This window comes from Streptococcus sp. WB01_FAA12 (assembly GCF_012843315.1).
Taxonomy (GTDB): Bacteria; Bacillota; Bacilli; order Lactobacillales; family Streptococcaceae; genus Streptococcus.
In genome coordinates this window covers 291,463-311,074 of the sequence record NZ_JABAEX010000001.1, presented here as the reverse complement: position 1 = coordinate 311,074, position 19,612 = coordinate 291,463, and the positions used below count along the sequence as shown (strand labels likewise).

Here is a 19,612-nt window from a genome sequence, read left to right as displayed (position 1 = left end):
CTATGATTAATCAAATTTATCAACTGACCAAACCCAAGTTTATCAATGTAAAATACCAAGAAGAGGACATTGATCAGGAGAATCATATCCTGATTCGTCCAAATTATATGGCAGTTTGTCATGCGGATCAACGTTACTATCAAGGGAAACGCGATCCAAAGATATTGGCTAAAAAGCTTCCTATGGCTATGATTCACGAGTCTTGTGGAACTGTTATTTCAGATCCAACTGGTACTTATGAAGTCGGTCAAAAGGTAGTTATGATTCCCAATCAACCGCCTATGCAGAGTGACAAGGAGTTCTACGAGAACTACATGACAGGAACCTACTTCCTATCTAGTGGTTATGATGGCTTTATGCGAGAATTTGTCTCTCTTCCAAAAGATCGTGTTGTGTCTTATAATGACATTGAGGACACAGTTGCTGCCATTACTGAGTTTGTGAGTGTGGGTATGCATGCCATGGACCGTTTCTTGAATCTCGCTCATAGTAAGCGAGAGCGCATAGCTGTTATCGGAGATGGTAGTTTAGCCTTTGTGGTTGCCAATATTATCAATTACACTCTACCAGAAGCAGAGATTATCGTGATTGGTCGCCATTGGGAAAAACTGGAGCTCTTCTCTTTTGCAAAAGAGTGCTACATCACGGATAATATTCCCGAGGATCTGACCTTTGATCATGGATTTGAATGCTGCGGTGGCGATGGAACAGGACCAGCTATCAATGATTTGATTCGTTACATTCGACCTCAGGGAACTATTCTCATGATGGGAGTGAGCGAGTACAAGGTCAATATCAATACACGAGATGCTTTAGAAAAAGGTTTATTATTGGTTGGTTCGTCACGATCAGGACGGATTGATTTTGAGAAGGCCATTCAAATGATGGAAGTCAAAAAGTTTGCGAATCGTCTGAAAAATATCCTTTATATCGAGGAACCAGTGAGAGAAATCAAGGACATTCACCGTGTCTTTGCTACAGACCTAAATACTGCTTTTAAAACAGTATTTAAGTGGGAAGTGTAGAAGATGGAGGTTATTTGTGGAGAAAATCATCAAAGAAAAAATTTCTTCTTTACTATCTGATGAAGAGGAAGTACTCAGTGTTGAACAGCTGGGAGGCATGACCAACCAAAACTATTTGGTTAAAACAACCGACAAACAGTATATTGTGAAATTTTTTGGTAAAGGGACTGAAAAACTCATCAATCGTCAAGATGAAAAATACAATCTTGAATTGTTGAAAGATTTAAATCTTGATGTCAAGAATTATCTTTTTGATATTGAGTCAGGGATCAAGGTAAATGAGTACATTGATTCTGCAACAACTCTTGATTCCACTTCGATTAAGACCAAATTTGAAAAGATTGCTCCGATTCTACAGACCATTCATGCATCAGGCAAAGAACTAAGAGGGGAATTTGCACCTTTTGAAGAAATCAAAAAATACGAAGCCCTGATTGATGGGAATATCCCTTACGCCAATTATGAAGCTGTAAGAAAAGATGTATTTTCACTAGAGAAAAAATTGGCTGACTTAGGTGTTGACAGAAAGTCTTGTCATATTGATTTGGTACCAGAAAACTTTATCGAGTCACCCCAAGGACGCATGTATTTGATCGACTGGGAATACTCTTCCATGAATGACCCGATGTGGGATTTGGCAGCTCTCTTTTTGGAGTCTGAATTTACAAATCAGGAAGAAGAAGATTTCCTAACCTACTATGAGAGTGACAAAACTCCAGTATCTCGTGAAAAGATTCGAATCTATAAAATTTTGCAAGATACCATCTGGAGTTTGTGGACAGTGTACAAAGAAGCTCAGGGTGCTGACTTTGGAGAGTATGGTGTGAGTCGTTACCAAAGAGCTGTTGACGGTTTGGCCTATTATGGAGGTTAGGATGAAGAATAAAAATGGTGTTTCTTTCGGTCTGCTCTCAGGGATCTTCTGGGGGCTAGGACTGACAATCAGTGCTTATATCTTTTCAATTTTTACAAATCTTTCCCCCTTTGTGGTAGCAGCAGCGCATGACTTCTTGAGTATCTTTATTTTATTAGCTTTTCTCTTGATTAGAGAAGGGAAAGTTCGCTTTTCAATTTTCCTAAATATCCGAAATGTCAGTGTTATTATCGGAGCCTTGCTAGCTGGACCAATAGGAATGCAGGCCAATCTTTATGCGGTTAAGTATATCGGTAGTTCTCTTGCATCTTCAGTATCAGCCATCTACCCAGCAGTCTCTGTTTTACTCGCATTTTTCATTTTGAAACACAAGGTATCTAAGAATACTGTCTTTGGTATTCTGTTGATTATCGCTGGTATTATTGCCCAGACATACAAAGTTGAGCAGGTTAATTCTTTTTATATCGGAATTCTTTGTGCATTAGTTTGTGCCATCGCTTGGGGAAGTGAGAGTGTTCTTAGTTCCTACGCCATGGAAAGTGAATTAAGTGAAATTGAAGCACTATTAATCCGTCAAGTAACCTCATTCTTGTCCTATCTTGTGATTGTGCTCTTTTCACACCATTCATTTGCAGAAGTGGCAGATGGACAATTACTCGGTTTGATGTTAGTCTTTGCAGCATGTAATATGATTTCTTATTTGGCTTATTACATTGCAATCAATCGGCTACAACCAGCAAAAGCAACTGGTTTGAACGTAAGCTATGTCGTTTGGACAGTATTGTTCTCAGCAATGCTTTTAGGTACACCACTCGATATGGTGACCATTATTACATCGCTTGTTGTTATGGCTGGTGTTTATATTATTATTAAAGAATAAAGGAGAATAGCGTGAAAGCAATTATCTTGGCAGCGGGGTTGGGAACTCGTCTGCGCCCTATGACTGAAAATACCCCTAAAGCCTTGGTTAAGGTCAACCAAAAACCTTTGGTAGAATACCAAATTGAATTTTTGAAAGAACGAGGAATTGATGAGATTATCATTGTTGTCGGCTACCTTAAAGAACAATTTGATTATCTAAAAGAAAAATATGGTGTTCGTTTAGTCTTTAACGATAAGTATGCCGATTACAACAATTTTTACTCACTTTATCTCGTTAAAGAAGACTTAGCTAACAGCTATGTTATTGATGCGGATAACTATCTTTTCAAAAATATGTTTAGAGACGATCTTAAACGTTCAACCTATTTCAGTGTTTATCGTGAAGACTGTGAGAATGAATGGTTCTTGGTTTATGGTGATGACTATAAAGTTCAAGACATCATCGTTGATAGCAAGGCTGGTCGTATTCTGAGCGGCGTATCATTCTGGGATGCTCCAACTGCAGAAAAGATTGTTGGCTTTATTGACAAAGCTTACGAAAGTGGTGAATTTGTTGATCTCTATTGGGATAACATGGTTAAGGATAATATCAAAGAATTAGATGTGTATGTTGAAGAATTAGAAGCCAACAGCATCTATGAAATCGATAGTGTTAAGGACTATCAAAAGCTAGAAGAAATTTTATCTTCCATTAACTAAATAACATTAGAAATTAGTAACAGAAAGACCCATTTTGGTCTTTTTTTTGTTTGAAATGCACGAAAACAGAATTTAAAAAGATTGTTTGATAATGATTATAATTAATTAACAAAACACAATCAACAAAAAAGAAACAAAATAAAACAAAAAGTATTGACAACGATTTCATATAGTGTTATACTTATAACGTAAAAGTTAATTGAAAGAAGGGAAACTCTTATGGGATTAGATCATTTCTTTGACAAAAACCTGGTGTTTTGCTTAGAAGCGGATAATCAAGAACAACTCTTTGATCAGGTAGCAACCCTGTTGGAAAAACGAGAAATAGTGACTCCAACTTATCGTGAAGCCTTGATCACGCGTGAAAAGTCATTTCCAACTGGCTTAGATATGGAATTTCTGGGAAAGGACTTGCCAAATGTAGCGATTCCTCATACAGATATTGTTCACAATCTAGCTGAGAAAGTGGTGGTTGTTCGATTAGAAAAACCAGTAACTTTTCACAATATGATTGCTCCTGATAAGGAAGTGGAAGTATCTCTACTCTTCTTTATCATTAACAATTCAAGTTCGAGTCAAACCAACATTCTTGCTCAGTTGATGGACTTTTTCACAGGGAATAGCCATCTGGAAGATTTATCAAAAATTTCTGAACCAGAAAAACTTTATGCTTATATAGCTGAAGCGACAGCTTAATCTTGTCTATTAAAAAAATAAAATCGGAGGAAATCCTAATGATTAAAATTCTCGCTGCCTGCGGTGCAGGTGTAAACTCAAGTCACCAAATTAAAAGTGCTCTTGAAGAAGAACTCGCAAATCGCGGTTACGATGTTCACTGTGATGCAGTTATGGTAAAAGATGTGAATGAAGACCTTATGAAAGGCTACGATATCTTTACACCAATCGCTGCAACAGATCTTGGCTTTGAACCAGGTATTCCAGTTATCGAAGCTGGACCAATCTTGTTCCGTATTCCAGCAATGAGCGCTCCTGTATTTGACAATATTGAGGCAGCTATCAAAGAACACGGACTAAGTTAATTATTATTTTGTAAGATTCCATAAAAATAAAGGGAGGAACTATTATGGATGTCATTATCGAACTAGCCAATAAGATTTTCAAGCCAGTCTTGGAAATGGGTGGTCCTATCATCATGCTGATCATCTTGACAGTATTGGCTCTACTTTTTGGAGTGAAATTCTCCAAAGCGCTTGAAGGTGGTATCAAACTTGCCATCGCTCTTACTGGTATCGGTGCTATCATCGGTATGCTCAACGGAGCTTTCTCAGCATCTCTTGCGAAATTCGTTGAAAATACTGGTATTCAATTGAACATCACTGACGTTGGTTGGGCACCACTTGCAACCATCACTTGGGGATCTGCTTGGACACTTTACTTCTTGCTTGTGATGTTGATTGTCAACGTTGTGATGCTTGCAATGAAGAAAACGGACACACTTGACGTCGACATCTTTGACATCTGGCATTTGTCAATCACTGGTCTTTTGATTAAATGGTACGCAGACAACAACGGTGTAAGCCAAGGGGTTTCACTCTTCATCGCAACTGCTGCAGTTGTCCTTGTAGGTGTTTTGAAAATCATCAACTCTGACTTGATGAAACCAACATTCGATGACCTTCTTAACGCACCAAGTTCATCACCAATGACTTCAACTCACATGAACTACATGATGAACCCAGTTATCATGGTCTTGGATAAGATCTTTGATAAAGTATTGCCAGGTCTTGATAAATATGACTTTGACGCTGCAAAATTGAACAAGAAAATCGGTTTCTGGGGATCTAAATTCTTCATCGGTTTCATTCTTGGTATCGTTATTGGTTTGATGGGAACTCCACACCCAGTTGCTGGTGTAGAAGGAGCCGATAAATGGGAACTTGTTATTAAAGGTTGGTTGAGCCTTGGTTTGACTGCCGGTGTCTGCTTGGAGCTCTTCTCACTTATCGGATCTTGGTTCATCGCAGCCGTAGAACCACTTTCACAAGGTATCACAAACGTTGCTACTAAACGTCTTCAAGGACGTAAATTCAACATCGGTCTTGACTGGCCTTTCATCGCTGGTCGTGCTGAAATCTGGGCTTGTGCCAACGTACTTGCTCCAATCATGCTAGTAGAAGCTGTGCTTCTTTCAAACGTCGGAAACGGTATCTTGCCACTTGCAGGTATCATCGCTATGGGTGTAACTCCAGCTCTCTTGGTTGTTACTCGTGGTAAATTGCTCCGTATGATCATCTTCGGAACACTCTTGTTGCCACTCTTCCTTCTTTCAGGTACTCTTATCGCTCCATTTGCAACTGAACTTGCTAAAGGTGTAGGTGCCTTCCCAGAAGGTGTGAGCCAAACTCAATTGATCACTCACTCAACTCTTGAAGGACCAATCGAAAAACTATTTGGTTGGGCAATTGGTAATGCTACAACAGGTGATATCAAAGCAATCCTTGGTGCAGCAGCCTTCCTTGTATTCTATGTAGGTATCTTTGCTTGGTATAGAAAACAAATGATCAAACGTAACGAAGAATACGCAGCAAATGCTAAATAATTCGCTCCTATAAAATGTAAATTGTGAAAACTAGGTTGTCAATTTCCGACATTGGGAGTGGCAACCTAGTTTTTTATGTAAAAATCTAAAAATGGTTGGAGAACTTTATGGTAATTGAAGTAAAATCAGAGCAATTGACGGTCCAATTTAAAACTTTTGGTGGTGCCTTGTCGTCTATTAAGGATCGGGATGGCGTTGAGTACTTGTGGCAAGGAGATGCCACCTATTGGAGTGGGCAAGCTCCAGTACTTTTTCCAATCTGTGGCTCTTTAAGAGAGGATACAGCCTTTTACAGTCACGGAGATGGAACGGAGACGAAAGGAACTATTCCTCGACATGGTTTGGTTCGCAAAAAAGAATTTGAATTAGTTGATCAAACAGAAAATAGCGTAACTTTTGCTATCGAAGATGATGAGAATACTTATCAAAACTATCCTTATCATTTCCGCCTTGAAATCACTTATCTAGTGACCGGCAAGACTGTTCGTACTCAATACAAAGTCTTTAATAAAGAAGCGAATAAAGTAATGCCATTCTTTATCGGAGGACATCCAGGATTTAATTGTCCTCTACTTGATGATGACGTCTATGAAGATTACTATTTAGAGTTTGAGAAAGAAGAGACTTGCTCTGTTCCTCGTCCTTTCCCAGAAACAGGCATGTTAGACTTCAAAGATAGGAGTCCATGGCTAGAGGGGCAAAAAGTATTAGACCTTAGCTATGATTTGTTTAGTATAGATGCAGTGACTTTGGATGAGTTGCAATCTAAAACAATTGCGCTTCGTTCGCGCAAGCATGAGAAGGGATTGAAAGTAAACTTCCAAGAGTTCCCAAATCTCATCGTTTGGTCTACCCTAAATAAAGGCCCTTTCGTTGCATTTGAACCATGGTCTGGCTTGTCAACATCTCTTGAAGAAGGAGATCATTTAGAAGATAAGAAAAACGTTCGTCTCTTAGAACCTGGTCAAGTGGATCAGATTGGCTTTGATATTGAAGTCTTTTAGATTAAAAAATAAAACACAAAAACAAACATTAACTGTTGACTTTTTCCAAAAATAGGAGTATATTATGTTTGTAAGCAACAAATGATGTTTGTAACAAACAAACAATCACTTGTTATATTCTCTTTCGCGGAGAAAGATTGTTTCTAGGAAATTGATTTCCTGTATTTGGATAAGGTGTTATTCATCTCATTCAATCAAATTTGTCAATAAACTGCTAGAAAGCCTTTTGTACTTATAATACTAGCTACAAAAGTCTTTACTGGCCTAGAAAAATAAAAAGGAGTATACAATATGTCTATTGTTATCGGTGCAGATGCTGCAGGTTTAAGATTGAAAGAAGTTGTGAAAGACTTCCTAGAAAAAGAAAACTTCCACGTAGTGGATGTTACAGCAGAAGGCCAAGACTTTGTCGATGTGACTCTTGCTGTTGCTGCAGAAGTAAACAAAGAAGAACAAAATCTTGGTATCGTGATTGACGCTTATGGTGCTGGTCCTTTCATGGTCGCAACTAAAATCAAAGGAATGGTTGCTGCAGAAGTTTCAGATGAACGTTCAGCCTATATGACTCGTGGACACAACAACTCACGTATGATCACTATGGGTGCACAACTTGTTGGTGATGAATTGGCTAAAAATATTGCTAAAGGTTTTGTTAACGGTAAATACGACGGTGGTCGTCACCAGATCCGTGTTGATATGTTGAACAAAATGTGCTAATTAGATTACAGTAAGAAAGGTAAGATAAAAATGAGAATTGCAATCGGATGTGACCACATCGTAACAAATGAAAAAATGGCGGTTTCAGAATTCTTGAAATCAAAAGGACATGAAGTCATTGACTTTGGTACTTACGATCATGCTCGTACACACTACCCAATTTTTGGTAAAAAAGTTGGTGAAGCTGTTACAAGCGGTCAAGCTGATCTTGGAGTATGTATCTGTGGTACTGGTGTTGGTATCAACAACGCTGTAAATAAAGTTCCTGGTGTCCGTTCTGCCTTAGTTCGTGATATGACAACAGCCCTTTATGCAAAAGAACAATTGAACGCCAACGTTATTGGTTTTGGTGGTAAAATCACTGGTGAATTGCTTATGTGCGATATCATTGAAGCTTTCATCAATGCTGAATACAAACCATCAGAAGAAAACAAAAAATTGATTGCTAAAATTGAGCACGTTGAAACTCACAATGCTCATCAAGCAGATGCAAACTTCTTTACAGAATTCCTTGAAAAATGGGATCGCGGTGAATACCACGACTAAGAGGTGACGCATGATTTTAACAGTCACAATGAATCCATCCATTGATATTTCCTATCCTTTGGATGAATTAAAAATTGACACTGTCAACCGTGTGGTGGACGTGACCAAGACAGCTGGTGGTAAAGGTCTCAATGTTACACGAGTTCTTTCAGAATTTGGTGATTCTGTTGCTGCTACTGGTTTGGTCGGTGGTAAACTTGGTGAGTTTTTAGTGGAGCATATCGACGATAAAGTAACGAAACGTTTCTTCTCCATTCAAGGAGAGACTCGTAACTGTATCGCAATTCTGCACGGAGATAACCAAACAGAAATCCTTGAAAAAGGACCCGAAGTTCTAGAACAAGAAGGGCAAGATTTCTTAGCTCATTTCGAGAATCTTCTTGACACTGTAGAAGTAGTAGCCATTTCAGGTAGTCTTCCAGCTGGCCTTCCAGTTGACTACTATGCGAGCTTAGTAGAACTTGCTAATAAAGCAGAGAAACCAGTTGTTCTAGACTGCTCAGGTGCGGCTCTTCAGGCTGTCCTTGAATCACCACACAAACCAACAGTTATTAAACCAAATAACGAAGAATTGTCTCAGCTTCTTGGAAAAGAAGTTTCAGAAGATTTGGATGAATTAAAAGAAGTTCTTCAAGAGCCTCTATTTGTAGGGATTGAGTGGATAATCGTTTCGCTTGGTGCAAATGGTGCTTTTGCAAAATATGGTGATACTTTCTACAAGGTAGATATTCCGAGAATTCAAGTAGTCAATCCTGTCGGATCTGGAGATTCTACTGTTGCAGGTATTTCATCAGGACTTCTTCATAAGGAATCGGATGCAGAACTCCTCATCAAGGCCAATGTCCTTGGTATGCTTAACGCTCAAGAAAAGATGACAGGTCATGTCAATATGGCTAACTATCAAGGTCTATACGACCAACTAATCGTAAAAGAGGTATAAAATGGTTTTAACAGAAAATAAACGCGCTTGCTTGCAAAAACTCTCTGACGAGAATGGCATTATCTCAGCTCTTGCCTTTGACCAACGTGGCGCTTTAAAACGCCTTATGGCTCAATATCAAACGGAAGAGCCAACAGTGGCTCAAATGGAAGAACTTAAAGTCTTGGTTGCAGATGAATTGACCAAATACGCTTCATCTATGCTTCTAGACCCAGAGTATGGTCTCCCAGCTACAAAAGCGCTTGCTCCAAATGCTGGTCTTCTCCTTGCTTATGAGAAAACTGGTTACGACACAACAAGCACCAAACGCTTGCCAGACTGCCTGGATGTTTGGTCTGCAAAACGTATCAAGGAACAAGGTGCAGACGCTGTTAAGTTCTTGCTTTACTATGACGTAGACAGCGCTGACGAACTCAACCAACAAAAACAAGCCTACATCGAACGCATCGGTTCTGAGTGTGTGGCAGAAGATATTCCATTCTTCCTTGAAATCCTCGCTTACGATGAAAAAATCGCTGACGCAGGTTCTGCAGAATATGCGAAAGTAAAACCACACAAGGTTATCGGTGCCATGAAAGTCTTCTCAGACCCACGCTTCAATATCGATGTCTTGAAAGTGGAAGTTCCAGTCAATGTTAAATACGTTGAAGGCTTTGGTGATGGTGAAATTGTGCATACTCGCGAAGAAGCAGCAGCCTTCTTCAAAGCTCAAGACGAAGCAACAAATCTTCCATACATCTACTTGAGTGCGGGTGTATCAGCTAAACTCTTCCAAGAAACACTTGTCTTTGCCCACGAATCAGGCGCAAACTTCAACGGCGTTCTTTGTGGACGTGCAACATGGGCTGGATCAGTTGAAGCTTACATCAAAGACGGTGAAGCAGCAGCTCGTGAATGGCTACGTACAACTGGATTTGAGAACATTGACGAACTCAACAAGGTTCTTCAAACAACAGCGACTTCATGGACTGAACGTGTATAAGTTTTCCGCCTAATCTTAGGAACATTGATCTAAATAAAAATTTTTAAAAAAGTTGAATGTAAAGGTTTACAAAAAAACTTACTTGTGCTATACTTAAATCACAAGTTAATACAAGGTGAGTGTTACTAAGTAATATTAGGCATGATCACAGGTGGATTAGAAATCAAAGGATTTTCTAGTTCATTTGTGGTCATTTTTTGTACTCATATACCTTTAAGATATAAAAGGAGGTTGACATGTATCGAATTCTAAATCCAATGAATCACAATGTTTCACTTGTCAGAAATGATAAAGGAGAAGAGGTGATTGTAATTGGTAAAGGGATTACATTTGGAAAGAAGAAGGGGGATTTGATTGCTGAAAATCAGGTTGAGAAAATCTTTCGGATGAAGACAGAAGAGTCCAGAGAAAACTTTATGGCTCTTCTCAAAGATGTTCCGCTTGATTTTATCACAGTGACCTACGAGATCATTGATAATCTTTCTAAGAAATATCACTATCCGATTCAAGAATATCTCTATGTGACCTTGACAGATCATATTTACTGTTCTTATCAAGCTCTAACACAAGGAAGGTACAAGGATAGCAATCTGCCAGATATTTCTGCCAAGTATCCTGTCGCTTTTCAAATAGCAAAGGAAGCCTTTGAAATTTATCGTCAGAAGTTGACAGATCATTTCCCTGAGGATGAAATTATTCGGATCGCTTATCATTTCATCAATGCCGAAGGGGAGAACGAAGTTCAAGTGGTTGAGTCGATTGATAAGAGGAAAGAAATTCTCAGGAATGTTGAAGAAGTGCTGAAGAGTTACTCTATTCAACGAACTAAAGAGAATAACCATTTCTATGATCGCTTTATGATTCATCTCAACTATTTTTTGGATTATTTAGACCGTTCCAGAGATGATAATCAATCTCTTCTGGATATGGAAGATCATATTAAACAATCCTATCCAAAAGCGTTCGAGATTGGTTCCAAGATCTATGATGTGATTACGCAACATACGGGTCTTGATTTGTATAAAAGTGAACGAGTTTATCTAGTTCTACATATCCAACGTTTATTGTCATAAAAATTTAATTAAAAATACATAAGGAGCATTCTATCATGAATAGAGAAGAAGTAACATTGTTAGGTTTTGAAATCGTAGCCTATGCTGGCGATGCTCGTTCAAAACTATTGGAAGCCTTGAAGGCTGCTGAAGCTGGCGATTTTGCGAAAGCAGATAGCTTAGTCGAGGAAGCTGGTGGCTGTATCGCCGAGGCTCATCACGCGCAAACAAGTCTATTGACTAAGGAAGCAGCTGGTGAAGATTTGGCCTATAGTGTAACCATGATGCATGGCCAGGATCACTTGATGACAACTATCTTGTTAAAAGATTTGATGCACCATTTAATCGAACTCTACAAGAGAGGAGTTAAGTAATGAATAAATTAATTGAATTTATTGAGAAAGGAAAACCTTTCTTTGAGAAACTATCTCGTAATATCTATCTTCGTGCCATTCGTGATGGTTTCATTGCTGGTATGCCTGTCATTCTCTTCTCAAGTATCTTTATCTTGATTGCTTTTGTACCAAACTCATGGGGCTTTAAATGGTCTGATGAAGTTGTCAATCTCCTCATGAAACCTTATAGCTATTCAATGGGGATTCTGGCTCTCTTGGTAGCTGGTACAACAGCTAAGTCATTGACGGACTCAGTAAACCGTAGCATGGAAAAAACCAACCAAATCAACTATATGTCAACACTGTTGGCTGCGATTGTTGGTTTGTTGATGTTGGCAGCTGATCCGATTGAAGGTGGCTTTGCAACAGGATTCCTTGGAACAAAAGGTTTGCTTTCAGCCTTCCTTGCTGCCTTTGTTACTGTAGCCATCTATAAGGTTTGTGTTAAGAACAACGTCACTATTCGTATGCCTGACGAAGTTCCACCCAATATCTCACAAGTTTTTAAAGATGTGATTCCATTCACTCTATCTGTTGTTTCTCTTTATGTCCTTGATTTACTTGCTCGCCAGTTTGTTGGAGCCAGCGTTGCAGAATCAATCGGTAAATTCTTTGCACCATTATTCTCTGCTGCTGATGGTTATCTAGGTATTACCATTATCTTTGGAGCCTTTGCCTTCTTCTGGTTTGTTGGTATCCACGGTCCTTCAATCGTCGAACCTGCTATCGCAGCTATTACCTATGCAAATGCTGAAGTCAACTTGAACCTTCTCCAACAAGGGATGCATGCGGATAAGATCCTTACTTCTGGTACACAAATGTTTATCGTTACCATGGGTGGTACTGGTGCAACACTAGTTGTTCCTTTCATGTTCATGTGGTTAACAAAATCAAAACGTAACCGTGCAATCGGACGTGCGTCTGTTGTTCCAACATTCTTTGGAGTAAACGAACCAATCCTGTTTGGTGCACCACTTGTCTTGAACCCAATTTTCTTTATTCCATTTATCTTTGCGCCAATTGCCAACGTATGGATCTTTAAATTCTTCATTGAAACGCTTGGCATGAACTCATTTACTGCCAACCTTCCTTGGACAACACCAGGTCCGCTCGGTATTGTTCTCGGTACAAACTTCCAATTCTTGTCATTTGTACTTGCTGCTTTGTTAATCCTTGTTGACGTAGCCATCTACTATCCATTCCTCAAGGTTTATGATGAACAAATTCTTGAAGAAGAGCGTTCAGGTAAAGCCAATGATGAATTGAAAGAAAAAGTAGCAGCAAACTTCAATACTGCCAAAGCAGATGCTATTCTTGAAAAAGCAGGTGTAGAAGCAGCGCAAAACACAATCACAGAAAAAACAAATGTTCTCGTTCTCTGTGCAGGAGGAGGTACAAGTGGTCTCCTTGCAAATGCTCTAAACAAGGCAGCTGCAGAGTACAAAGTTCCTGTTAAAGCAGCAGCTGGTGGCTATGGTGCTCACCGTGAAATGTTGCCTGAGTTTGATCTGGTTATCCTTGCTCCTCAAGTTGCTTCAAACTTTGAAGACATGAAGGCCGAAACTGACAAACTTGGTATCAAACTTGCTAAGACAGAAGGTGGCCAATACATTAAATTGACTCGCGATGGAAAAGGCGCTCTTGCCTTTGTTCAAGCGCAGTTCGAAGAATAAAATGTAAATAGCGAAGAAGTGAGATGGAGGAACTCCTCCCAACTATACCCCCATCTCATTTCTATTTCTTGAAAGGTGAATCAAATGACAAAAACACTTCCAAAAGACTTTATTTTTGGCGGAGCAACAGCAGCCTACCAAGCAGAAGGTGCTACACATACTGATGGTAAAGGGCCAGTCGCCTGGGACAAATACCTCAAAGATAACTACTGGTACACTGCTGAACCAGCCAGTGATTTCTATCACAAATATCCAGTTGACCTCAAACTTGCAGAAGAATATGGTGTCAATGGTATCCGTATTTCAATCGCTTGGTCACGTATCTTTCCAACTGGTTACGGGAAAGTCAATGCCAAGGGAGTTGAGTTCTATCACAAGTTGTTTGCAGAATGTCACAAACGGCATGTTGAGCCCTTCGTGACTCTTCATCACTTTGACACGCCAGAAGCACTTCATTCAAACGGAGATTTCCTGAATAGAGAAAACATTGATCACTTTGTGGATTATGCGGCCTTCTGTTTTGAAGAATTTCCTGAAGTTAACTTTTGGACAACCTTTAATGAAATTGGGCCGATAGGAGATGGTCAGTATTTGGTTGGGAAATTCCCTCCAGGTATTCAGTACGACCTTGCCAAAGTCTTCCAATCTCATCACAATATGATGGTGTCGCATGCGCGTGCAGTAAAACTTTTCAAGGATAAGGGATATAAGGGGGAAATTGGTGTGGTTCATGCCCTGCCTACTAAGTATCCTCTGAATCCAGATAATCCAGCAGATGTTCGTGCAGCCGAGTTAGAAGATATTATCCATAACAAGTTTATCCTAGACGCGACTTATCTAGGACGATATTCCGAAGAAACCATGGAAGGTGTCAACCATATCTTAGCAGTTAATGGTGGAAGCTTAGATCTGCGTGAAGAAGACTTCGCAGTCCTAGAAGCTGCAAAAGACCTGAATGACTTCCTCGGTATTAACTACTATATGAGTGATTGGATGCAAGCCTTTGATGGCGAAACAGAAATCATTCACAACGGTAAGGGTGAAAAAGGAAGCTCTAAATATCAGATTAAGGGAGTCGGCCGTCGTGTAGCTCCTGATTATGTACCGCGTACGGATTGGGACTGGATTATCTATCCTCAAGGTTTGTATGATCAAATAATGCGAGTGAAGCAGGATTATCCTAACTACAAGAAAATCTATATCACTGAGAATGGTCTTGGATACAAAGATGAGTTTGTGGATGGGACAGTCTACGATGATGGACGGATTGATTATGTTAAGAAACATATGGAAGTGATTGCAGATGCAATCTCTGATGGAGCCAATGTCAAAGGCTACTTTATCTGGTCTCTGATGGATGTCTTTTCTTGGTCAAATGGTTACGAAAAGCGTTATGGACTCTTCTATGTTGATTTTGAGACCCAAGAGCGTTATCCCAAGAAATCAGCTCACTGGTACAAAAAACTAGCTGAGACACAGATTATCGAGTAAAACTAAAACAAAAAAATTCCCCGCCAAAAGGCAGGGGAATTTTTATGGTTTTGATAAAAGAATGGTTGTTTGTTTCGACAGATCTTCAAATGTTTCCTGACTCAGTTTGGCATCTGAAACGATGGTATCAATCTCTGAGATATTGTAGAAGGTGTAAAAATCAAACTTATTAAACTTACTGTGGTCTGCCAGTAAGTATTTTTTATTAGCATTATTCAGAGCGATTCGTTGGGCTTCGCCCTCTTGCTCACTAAAGGTGGCAATAGCCTTATCCTTAATGCCATTACAGCTAACAAAAGACTTAGAAAACTGAAGATTTGCCAAATCCTGCAAGGTAAGTGTCCCCACAAAAGCACCGGTGATAGAGCGATAGTTTCCACCAATCAAGATCAAATCTGTTAGTTTTCGTTCGTTTAGGATGAGAAAAACAGGAAGACTGTTTGTTACAACACGAATATTATCGATAGGAAGCTCACGAGCAAAACATTCTAAGGTTGTTCCCGGTCCGATAAAAATAGTTTCACCTTCGTCAATCAAATGCCCTGCAAAACGGCTAATTTCTTGTTTTTCAGCAATCTGCAAGCCTTGTTTTTCGACGTTTGAGCGTTCGTTGTTTAAGAGAGAACCTGTACGAAGTTTTTCAGCGCCACCATGCACGCGTACCAGCAAATCCTTATCTGCTAGTTCTTGCAAATAGCGGCGAGCCGTCATATCTGATACATCAAGACTCTCCATAATCTCTTTTACAGTAATAGTGCCTTTTGTGTTTACTGCTTCTAGAATACTATCTAGTTTTTCTTGCTTTAGCATCCTTATCACCTCGATTTCTACTATTATTATCTTACCATAAAACGCTCAAACAATCAAATAGAAAAAAACAAAATAAAACAAAAACAAAAATACCATGGTTGTTTTAAACAAACCATGATATTTTGAATGATTGGTCAAATTAGTTTAAACCGTAGTTGTAATCCTCGTCTTGCATGGCTTCAACTTCACCAAGGAGGTAACCATTTCCGACTTGAGAGAAGAAGTCGTGGTTAGAAGTTCCTGTTGAAATACCGTTCATGACGATAGGATTGACATCATCAGCTGAATCTGGGAAGAGTGGATCTTGTCCTAGGTTCATAAGGGCTTTATTGGCATTGTAGCGAAGGAAGGTTTTAACTTCCTCAGTCCAGCCAACACCGTCATAAAGGCTTTCTGTATAGCCCTCTTCGTTCTCGTAGAGGGTATAGAGCAGGTCGTACATCCATTCTTTGAGTTTTTCTTGCTCTTCTTCAGGCAATTCGTTAAAACCAAGTTGGAATTTGTAACCAATGTAAGTTCCATGAACAGACTCATCACGGATGATCAGTTTGATGATTTCCGCAACGTTGGCCAGTTTGTTGTTACCGAGATAGTAGAGTGGTGTAAAGAAACCAGAGTAGAAGAGGAAGGTTTCAAGGAAGACGCTGGCAACCTTCTTTTCAAGGGGGCTACCATTGAGGTAGATCTCATTGATAATTTCCGCTTTTCTTTGTAGGTAAGGGTTGGTGTTTGTCCATTCGAAAATTTCTTCGATTTCAGCCTTTGTGTTCAAGGTAGAAAAGATAGATGAATAAGATTTTGCGTGGACAGATTCCATAAATTGGATGTTGTTGAAAACAGCTTCCTCATGCGGTGTACGGATGTCTGCGCGAAGAGCCTGAACCCCTGTTTCAGATTGCATGGTATCAAGAAGCGTTAAACCACCAAAGACTTTTCCTACCAGGTCTTTTTCCTTGTTTGATAGTTTTCTCCAGTCGTCAAGGTCATTTGACAAGGGGATACGAGTATCGAGCCAGAATTGCTCCGTCAGCTTTTCCCAAGTTGATTTGTCGATGACATCTTCGATGGCATTCCAGTTAATGGCTTTGTAGTAAGTTTCCATTTGAAATCTCTTTCTGTATGTAATAATGCGATTATTGAATCATCTCTATTTTATCATAGTCTGAGAAGAGTATCGCACAAAAAGTCGGAAGACCGACTTTTTAATTTTTCATAGTATTTTAGATGCTTGTCCAAGTTTAGTCTAGTGTAGTCATTTAATTAGTAATCTGAGGGAATTTAGTTTGTTCAGATTAAAACTAAATCACACAGCTTTCACATTGGTTAGCACCGACTTCTCCACCATCATCAGTAAAGGTACGGACGTAGTAGATAGACTTGATACCCTTGTTAAAGGCATAGTTACGAAGGATTGACAAGTCACGTGTCGTTTGTTTGTTTTCTTTCTTCCATTCGTAAAGACCTTTTGGAATGTCGCTACGCATGAAGAGAGTGAGTGAAAGCCCTTGGTCCACGTGTTCAGTTGCAGCAGCGTAAACATCAATCACCTTACGCATATCCATGTCGTAAGCAGAAGTGTAGTAAGGGATAGTATCTGTTGACAAGCCTGCGGCAGGATAGTAGATTTTACCAATTTTCTTTTCTTGACGTTCTTCGATACGTTGCGTAATTGGGTGGATAGATGCAGAAACATCGTTGATGTAGCTGATAGAACCATTTGGAGCAACAGCTAGACGGTTTTGATGATAAAGTCCATCTGCTTGAACCTTGTCACGAAGTTCAGCCCAGTCAGCAGCACTTGGGATAAAGACGTCTTTGAAGAGTTCTTTAACACGGTCTGATTTTGGAACAAATTCGCCTGTCACATACTTATCAAAGTAGCTTCCGTTAGCATAGTCTGATTTTTCAAAGTTATGGAAGGTGATACCACGCTCGCGAGCGATATTGTTTGATTCTACCAAGGTCCAGTAGTTCATAAGCATAAAGTAGATGCTTGTAAATTCAATTGACTCAGGTGATCCGTATTCGATCAGTTGTTGAGCAAGGTAGCTGTGCAGCCCCATGGCACCAAGACCAAAGGTGTGAGCCAAACTATTTCCGTGGTCGATAGTAGGAACAGCCACGATGTGCGAACTATCCGTAACGAAAGTCAAAGCACGAACCATGGCGCGGATTGAACGACCAAAGTCAGGTGAAGTCATCATGTTAACCACATTGGTTGAACCAAGGTTACATGAAACATCTGTTCCCATTTGAAGGAATTCTTGAGCGTCGTTAATCAAGCTTGGTTCTTGGACTTGAAGAATCTCAGAACACAAGTTACTCATGATGATTTTTCCATCCACAGGATTTGCACGGTTAGCTGTATCAATGTTGACTACATAAGGATAGCCAGACTCTTGCTGTAATTTAGAGATTTCAGTTTCCAAATCACGCGCCTTGATTTTTGTCTTGCGGATGTTTGGATTTGCGACCAGCTCATCGTATTTCTCTGTGATGTCAATGTAGTTGAACGGCACACCGTATTCAAGCTCTACAGAGTAAGGGCTGAAGAGGTACATTTCTTCATTTTTGCGAGCCAATTCGTAGAATTTATCTGGGACCACAACTCCAAGAGAGAGGGTCTTCACACGAACTTTTTCATCAGCATTTTCTTTCTTAGTTGAAAGGAAAGCGATGATATCTGGGTGAAAGACGTTGAGGTAGACTACACCAGCCCCTTGACGTTGACCAAGTTGGTTTGAGTAAGAAAAGCTGTCTTCGAAGAGTTTCATAACTGGTACGACACCAGAAGCTGCTCCTTCATAACCTTTGATAGGTGCACCAGCTTCACGAAGGTTGCTGAGGGAAATTCCTACACCACCACCGATACGTGAAAGTTGAAGAGCAGAGTTGATAGAACGTCCGATAGAGTTCATGTCATCAGTTACTTGAATCAAGAAACAAGATACCAATTCCCCACGACGGGCACGACCAGCGTTCAAGAAGGAAGGAGTAGCAGGTTGGTAGCGTTGGTGGATGATTTCATTGGCAATATCAGTCGCAATCGCTTCATCCCCGTCAGCAAAATAAAGTGCATTAAAGAAGACACGGTCTTCCATGTTTTCAAGGTAATATTCCCCGTCGTTAGTCTTCAAGGCGTACTGGTTGTAAAATTTATAGGCAGCCATGAAAGACTTGAATTGAAAGTTTTGGCCTTTGATGAATTGATGCAATTCTTCCAGGAATTCTGGACGGTATTTCTTGATAAATGCTGTTTCAATGTAGTTGTGTTCAATGAGGTAGTTGATTTTATCAGTGATTGAATCAAAAACCATAGTGTTTGGAACTACATTTTCTTTAAAGAAAGCATCCAAGGCTTCTTTATCTTTATGAAGCATGATTTGTCCATTAACAGGACGGTTAATTTCGTTATTGAGACGGAAGTAGGTCACGTCCTCAAGATGTTTTAATCCCATAAAATTTCCTTTATCTAATTACAAAAGAAAGGCCTCTAAGTTAGCCCTAGAAGCGAGTTTCTTCTGGATGATGTACTAAGATTATGCTAATTGTTTCAGTTTTCCTGGTTGGAAGCCTGAAAAGACTTCAGTTGGTGTTTGGATAACAGGAGCCGCGCTGAAACCGAGCTCTTTAACTTGATCGATGTACTCAGGTTGCTCGTCGAGATTGATCTCACGATAAGCGACATTGTTGCTATCCAAGAAACGTTTGGTCATTTTACATTGTACACAATTATTTTTAGAATAAACCGTTACCATTTTCGTAACTCCTCATAAAATTTGATTACCTTCTTAGTATATCAGAAAAAAAAACTTTGTCAAACTTTTTAAACTAAATCTTGTGCCTAAAAGTTACAGTTTTAAAAACAAAATACAATATATAGTGGTTTTTAAAACATAAGCTTTGACTTTCATTGAACTATCAAAGTTTATTAAAACAAAAAAACTATATCCTGTATGTTG

General features: G+C 39.5%; 20 protein-coding genes. 16 read left to right on the top strand and 4 right to left on the bottom strand.

Going from position 1 to position 19,612, the window contains the following annotated elements; genetic code table 11:
* Positions 1 to 2 precede the first annotated feature (2 nt).
* The 16 genes from HF881_RS01465 (at position 3) to lacG (ending at position 14,840) form a co-directional block, all read left to right on the top strand.
* A complete protein-coding gene (locus HF881_RS01465) occupies positions 3 to 1,025 on the top strand; it encodes a ribitol-5-phosphate dehydrogenase (protein ID WP_169446148.1) in 1,023 nt (340 codons plus the stop codon).
* A 16-nt stretch (positions 1,026 to 1,041) separates the two neighbouring features.
* Positions 1,042 to 1,899, top strand: a complete 858-nt coding sequence (locus tag HF881_RS01460) for a phosphotransferase family protein (protein ID WP_169446147.1) — start codon at positions 1,042 to 1,044, stop codon at positions 1,897 to 1,899.
* Position 1,900: 1 nt separating this feature from the next.
* On the top strand, positions 1,901 to 2,779 hold the full coding sequence (locus HF881_RS01455) for a DMT family transporter (protein WP_129325616.1): 879 nt from the start codon (positions 1,901 to 1,903) through the stop codon (positions 2,777 to 2,779).
* A gap of 11 nt (positions 2,780 to 2,790) precedes the next feature.
* Positions 2,791 to 3,480 carry a sugar phosphate nucleotidyltransferase gene (locus HF881_RS01450; protein ID WP_129325615.1) on the top strand — a complete coding sequence of 230 codons (690 nt, stop codon included), beginning with the start codon at positions 2,791 to 2,793 and terminating at the stop codon, positions 3,478 to 3,480.
* A gap of 219 nt (positions 3,481 to 3,699) precedes the next feature.
* Positions 3,700 to 4,176, top strand: a complete 477-nt coding sequence (locus HF881_RS01445; RefSeq protein WP_164978976.1) for a PTS sugar transporter subunit IIA — start codon at positions 3,700 to 3,702, stop codon at positions 4,174 to 4,176.
* A gap of 38 nt (positions 4,177 to 4,214) precedes the next feature.
* Positions 4,215 to 4,520 (top strand): PTS sugar transporter subunit IIB, encoded by a 306-nt coding sequence (locus HF881_RS01440; protein WP_038805326.1) that lies wholly within the window; start codon positions 4,215 to 4,217, stop codon positions 4,518 to 4,520.
* Positions 4,521 to 4,564: 44 nt separating this feature from the next.
* Positions 4,565 to 6,040 carry a PTS galactitol transporter subunit IIC gene (locus tag HF881_RS01435; protein WP_000382509.1) on the top strand — a complete coding sequence of 492 codons (1,476 nt, stop codon included), beginning with the start codon at positions 4,565 to 4,567 and terminating at the stop codon, positions 6,038 to 6,040.
* Between the two features lie 107 nt (positions 6,041 to 6,147).
* The gene (locus HF881_RS01430; RefSeq protein ID WP_169446146.1) at positions 6,148 to 7,044 is read left to right on the top strand and encodes an aldose 1-epimerase family protein; all 897 of its coding nucleotides are present in this window, start codon (positions 6,148 to 6,150) and stop codon (positions 7,042 to 7,044) included.
* 291 nt (positions 7,045 to 7,335) lie between these two features.
* The gene (gene lacA, locus HF881_RS01425) at positions 7,336 to 7,761 is read left to right on the top strand and encodes a galactose-6-phosphate isomerase subunit LacA (RefSeq protein WP_000029277.1); all 426 of its coding nucleotides are present in this window, start codon (positions 7,336 to 7,338) and stop codon (positions 7,759 to 7,761) included.
* A gap of 30 nt (positions 7,762 to 7,791) precedes the next feature.
* Entirely contained in the window at positions 7,792 to 8,307 is a 516-nt protein-coding gene (gene lacB / locus HF881_RS01420; RefSeq protein ID WP_138100200.1) for a galactose-6-phosphate isomerase subunit LacB, read from the top strand.
* Positions 8,308 to 8,317: 10 nt separating this feature from the next.
* The gene (locus tag HF881_RS01415) at positions 8,318 to 9,247 is read left to right on the top strand and encodes a tagatose-6-phosphate kinase (RefSeq protein WP_169446145.1); all 930 of its coding nucleotides are present in this window, start codon (positions 8,318 to 8,320) and stop codon (positions 9,245 to 9,247) included.
* Position 9,248: 1 nt separating this feature from the next.
* Entirely contained in the window at positions 9,249 to 10,229 is a 981-nt protein-coding gene (gene lacD / locus HF881_RS01410; protein WP_169446144.1) for a tagatose-bisphosphate aldolase, read from the top strand.
* Positions 10,230 to 10,465: 236 nt separating this feature from the next.
* The gene (locus tag HF881_RS01405) at positions 10,466 to 11,302 is read left to right on the top strand and encodes a transcription antiterminator (RefSeq protein WP_000285740.1); all 837 of its coding nucleotides are present in this window, start codon (positions 10,466 to 10,468) and stop codon (positions 11,300 to 11,302) included.
* 35 nt (positions 11,303 to 11,337) lie between these two features.
* Complete coding sequence (locus HF881_RS01400; RefSeq protein WP_001078319.1) at positions 11,338 to 11,655, top strand: PTS lactose/cellobiose transporter subunit IIA; 318 nt, start codon at positions 11,338 to 11,340, stop codon at positions 11,653 to 11,655.
* Positions 11,655 to 13,349, top strand: a complete 1,695-nt coding sequence (locus tag HF881_RS01395) for a lactose-specific PTS transporter subunit EIIC (protein WP_169446143.1) — start codon at positions 11,655 to 11,657, stop codon at positions 13,347 to 13,349. The genes HF881_RS01400 and HF881_RS01395 overlap by 1 nt, the downstream gene beginning before the upstream one ends.
* An 84-nt stretch (positions 13,350 to 13,433) precedes the next feature.
* On the top strand, positions 13,434 to 14,840 hold the full coding sequence (gene lacG / locus HF881_RS01390; RefSeq protein WP_169446142.1) for a 6-phospho-beta-galactosidase: 1,407 nt from the start codon (positions 13,434 to 13,436) through the stop codon (positions 14,838 to 14,840).
* Positions 14,841 to 14,882: 42 nt separating this feature from the next.
* On the opposite strand, the gene HF881_RS01385 is transcribed toward lacG, so the two are convergent.
* The 4 genes from HF881_RS01385 to nrdH form a co-directional block, all read right to left on the bottom strand.
* Positions 14,883 to 15,650, bottom strand: a complete 768-nt coding sequence (locus HF881_RS01385) for a DeoR/GlpR family DNA-binding transcription regulator (protein WP_169446141.1) — start codon at positions 15,648 to 15,650, stop codon at positions 14,883 to 14,885.
* A 139-nt stretch (positions 15,651 to 15,789) separates the two neighbouring features.
* The gene (nrdF, locus tag HF881_RS01380) at positions 15,790 to 16,752 is read right to left on the bottom strand and encodes a class 1b ribonucleoside-diphosphate reductase subunit beta (protein WP_061453577.1); all 963 of its coding nucleotides are present in this window, start codon (positions 16,750 to 16,752) and stop codon (positions 15,790 to 15,792) included.
* Between the two features lie 196 nt (positions 16,753 to 16,948).
* Complete coding sequence (gene nrdE / locus HF881_RS01375; protein ID WP_169446140.1) at positions 16,949 to 19,108, bottom strand: class 1b ribonucleoside-diphosphate reductase subunit alpha; 2,160 nt, start codon at positions 19,106 to 19,108, stop codon at positions 16,949 to 16,951.
* A gap of 81 nt (positions 19,109 to 19,189) precedes the next feature.
* Positions 19,190 to 19,408, bottom strand: a complete 219-nt coding sequence (nrdH, locus tag HF881_RS01370; RefSeq protein ID WP_000259240.1) for a glutaredoxin-like protein NrdH — start codon at positions 19,406 to 19,408, stop codon at positions 19,190 to 19,192.
* Between the last annotated feature and the right edge of the window lie 204 nt (positions 19,409 to 19,612).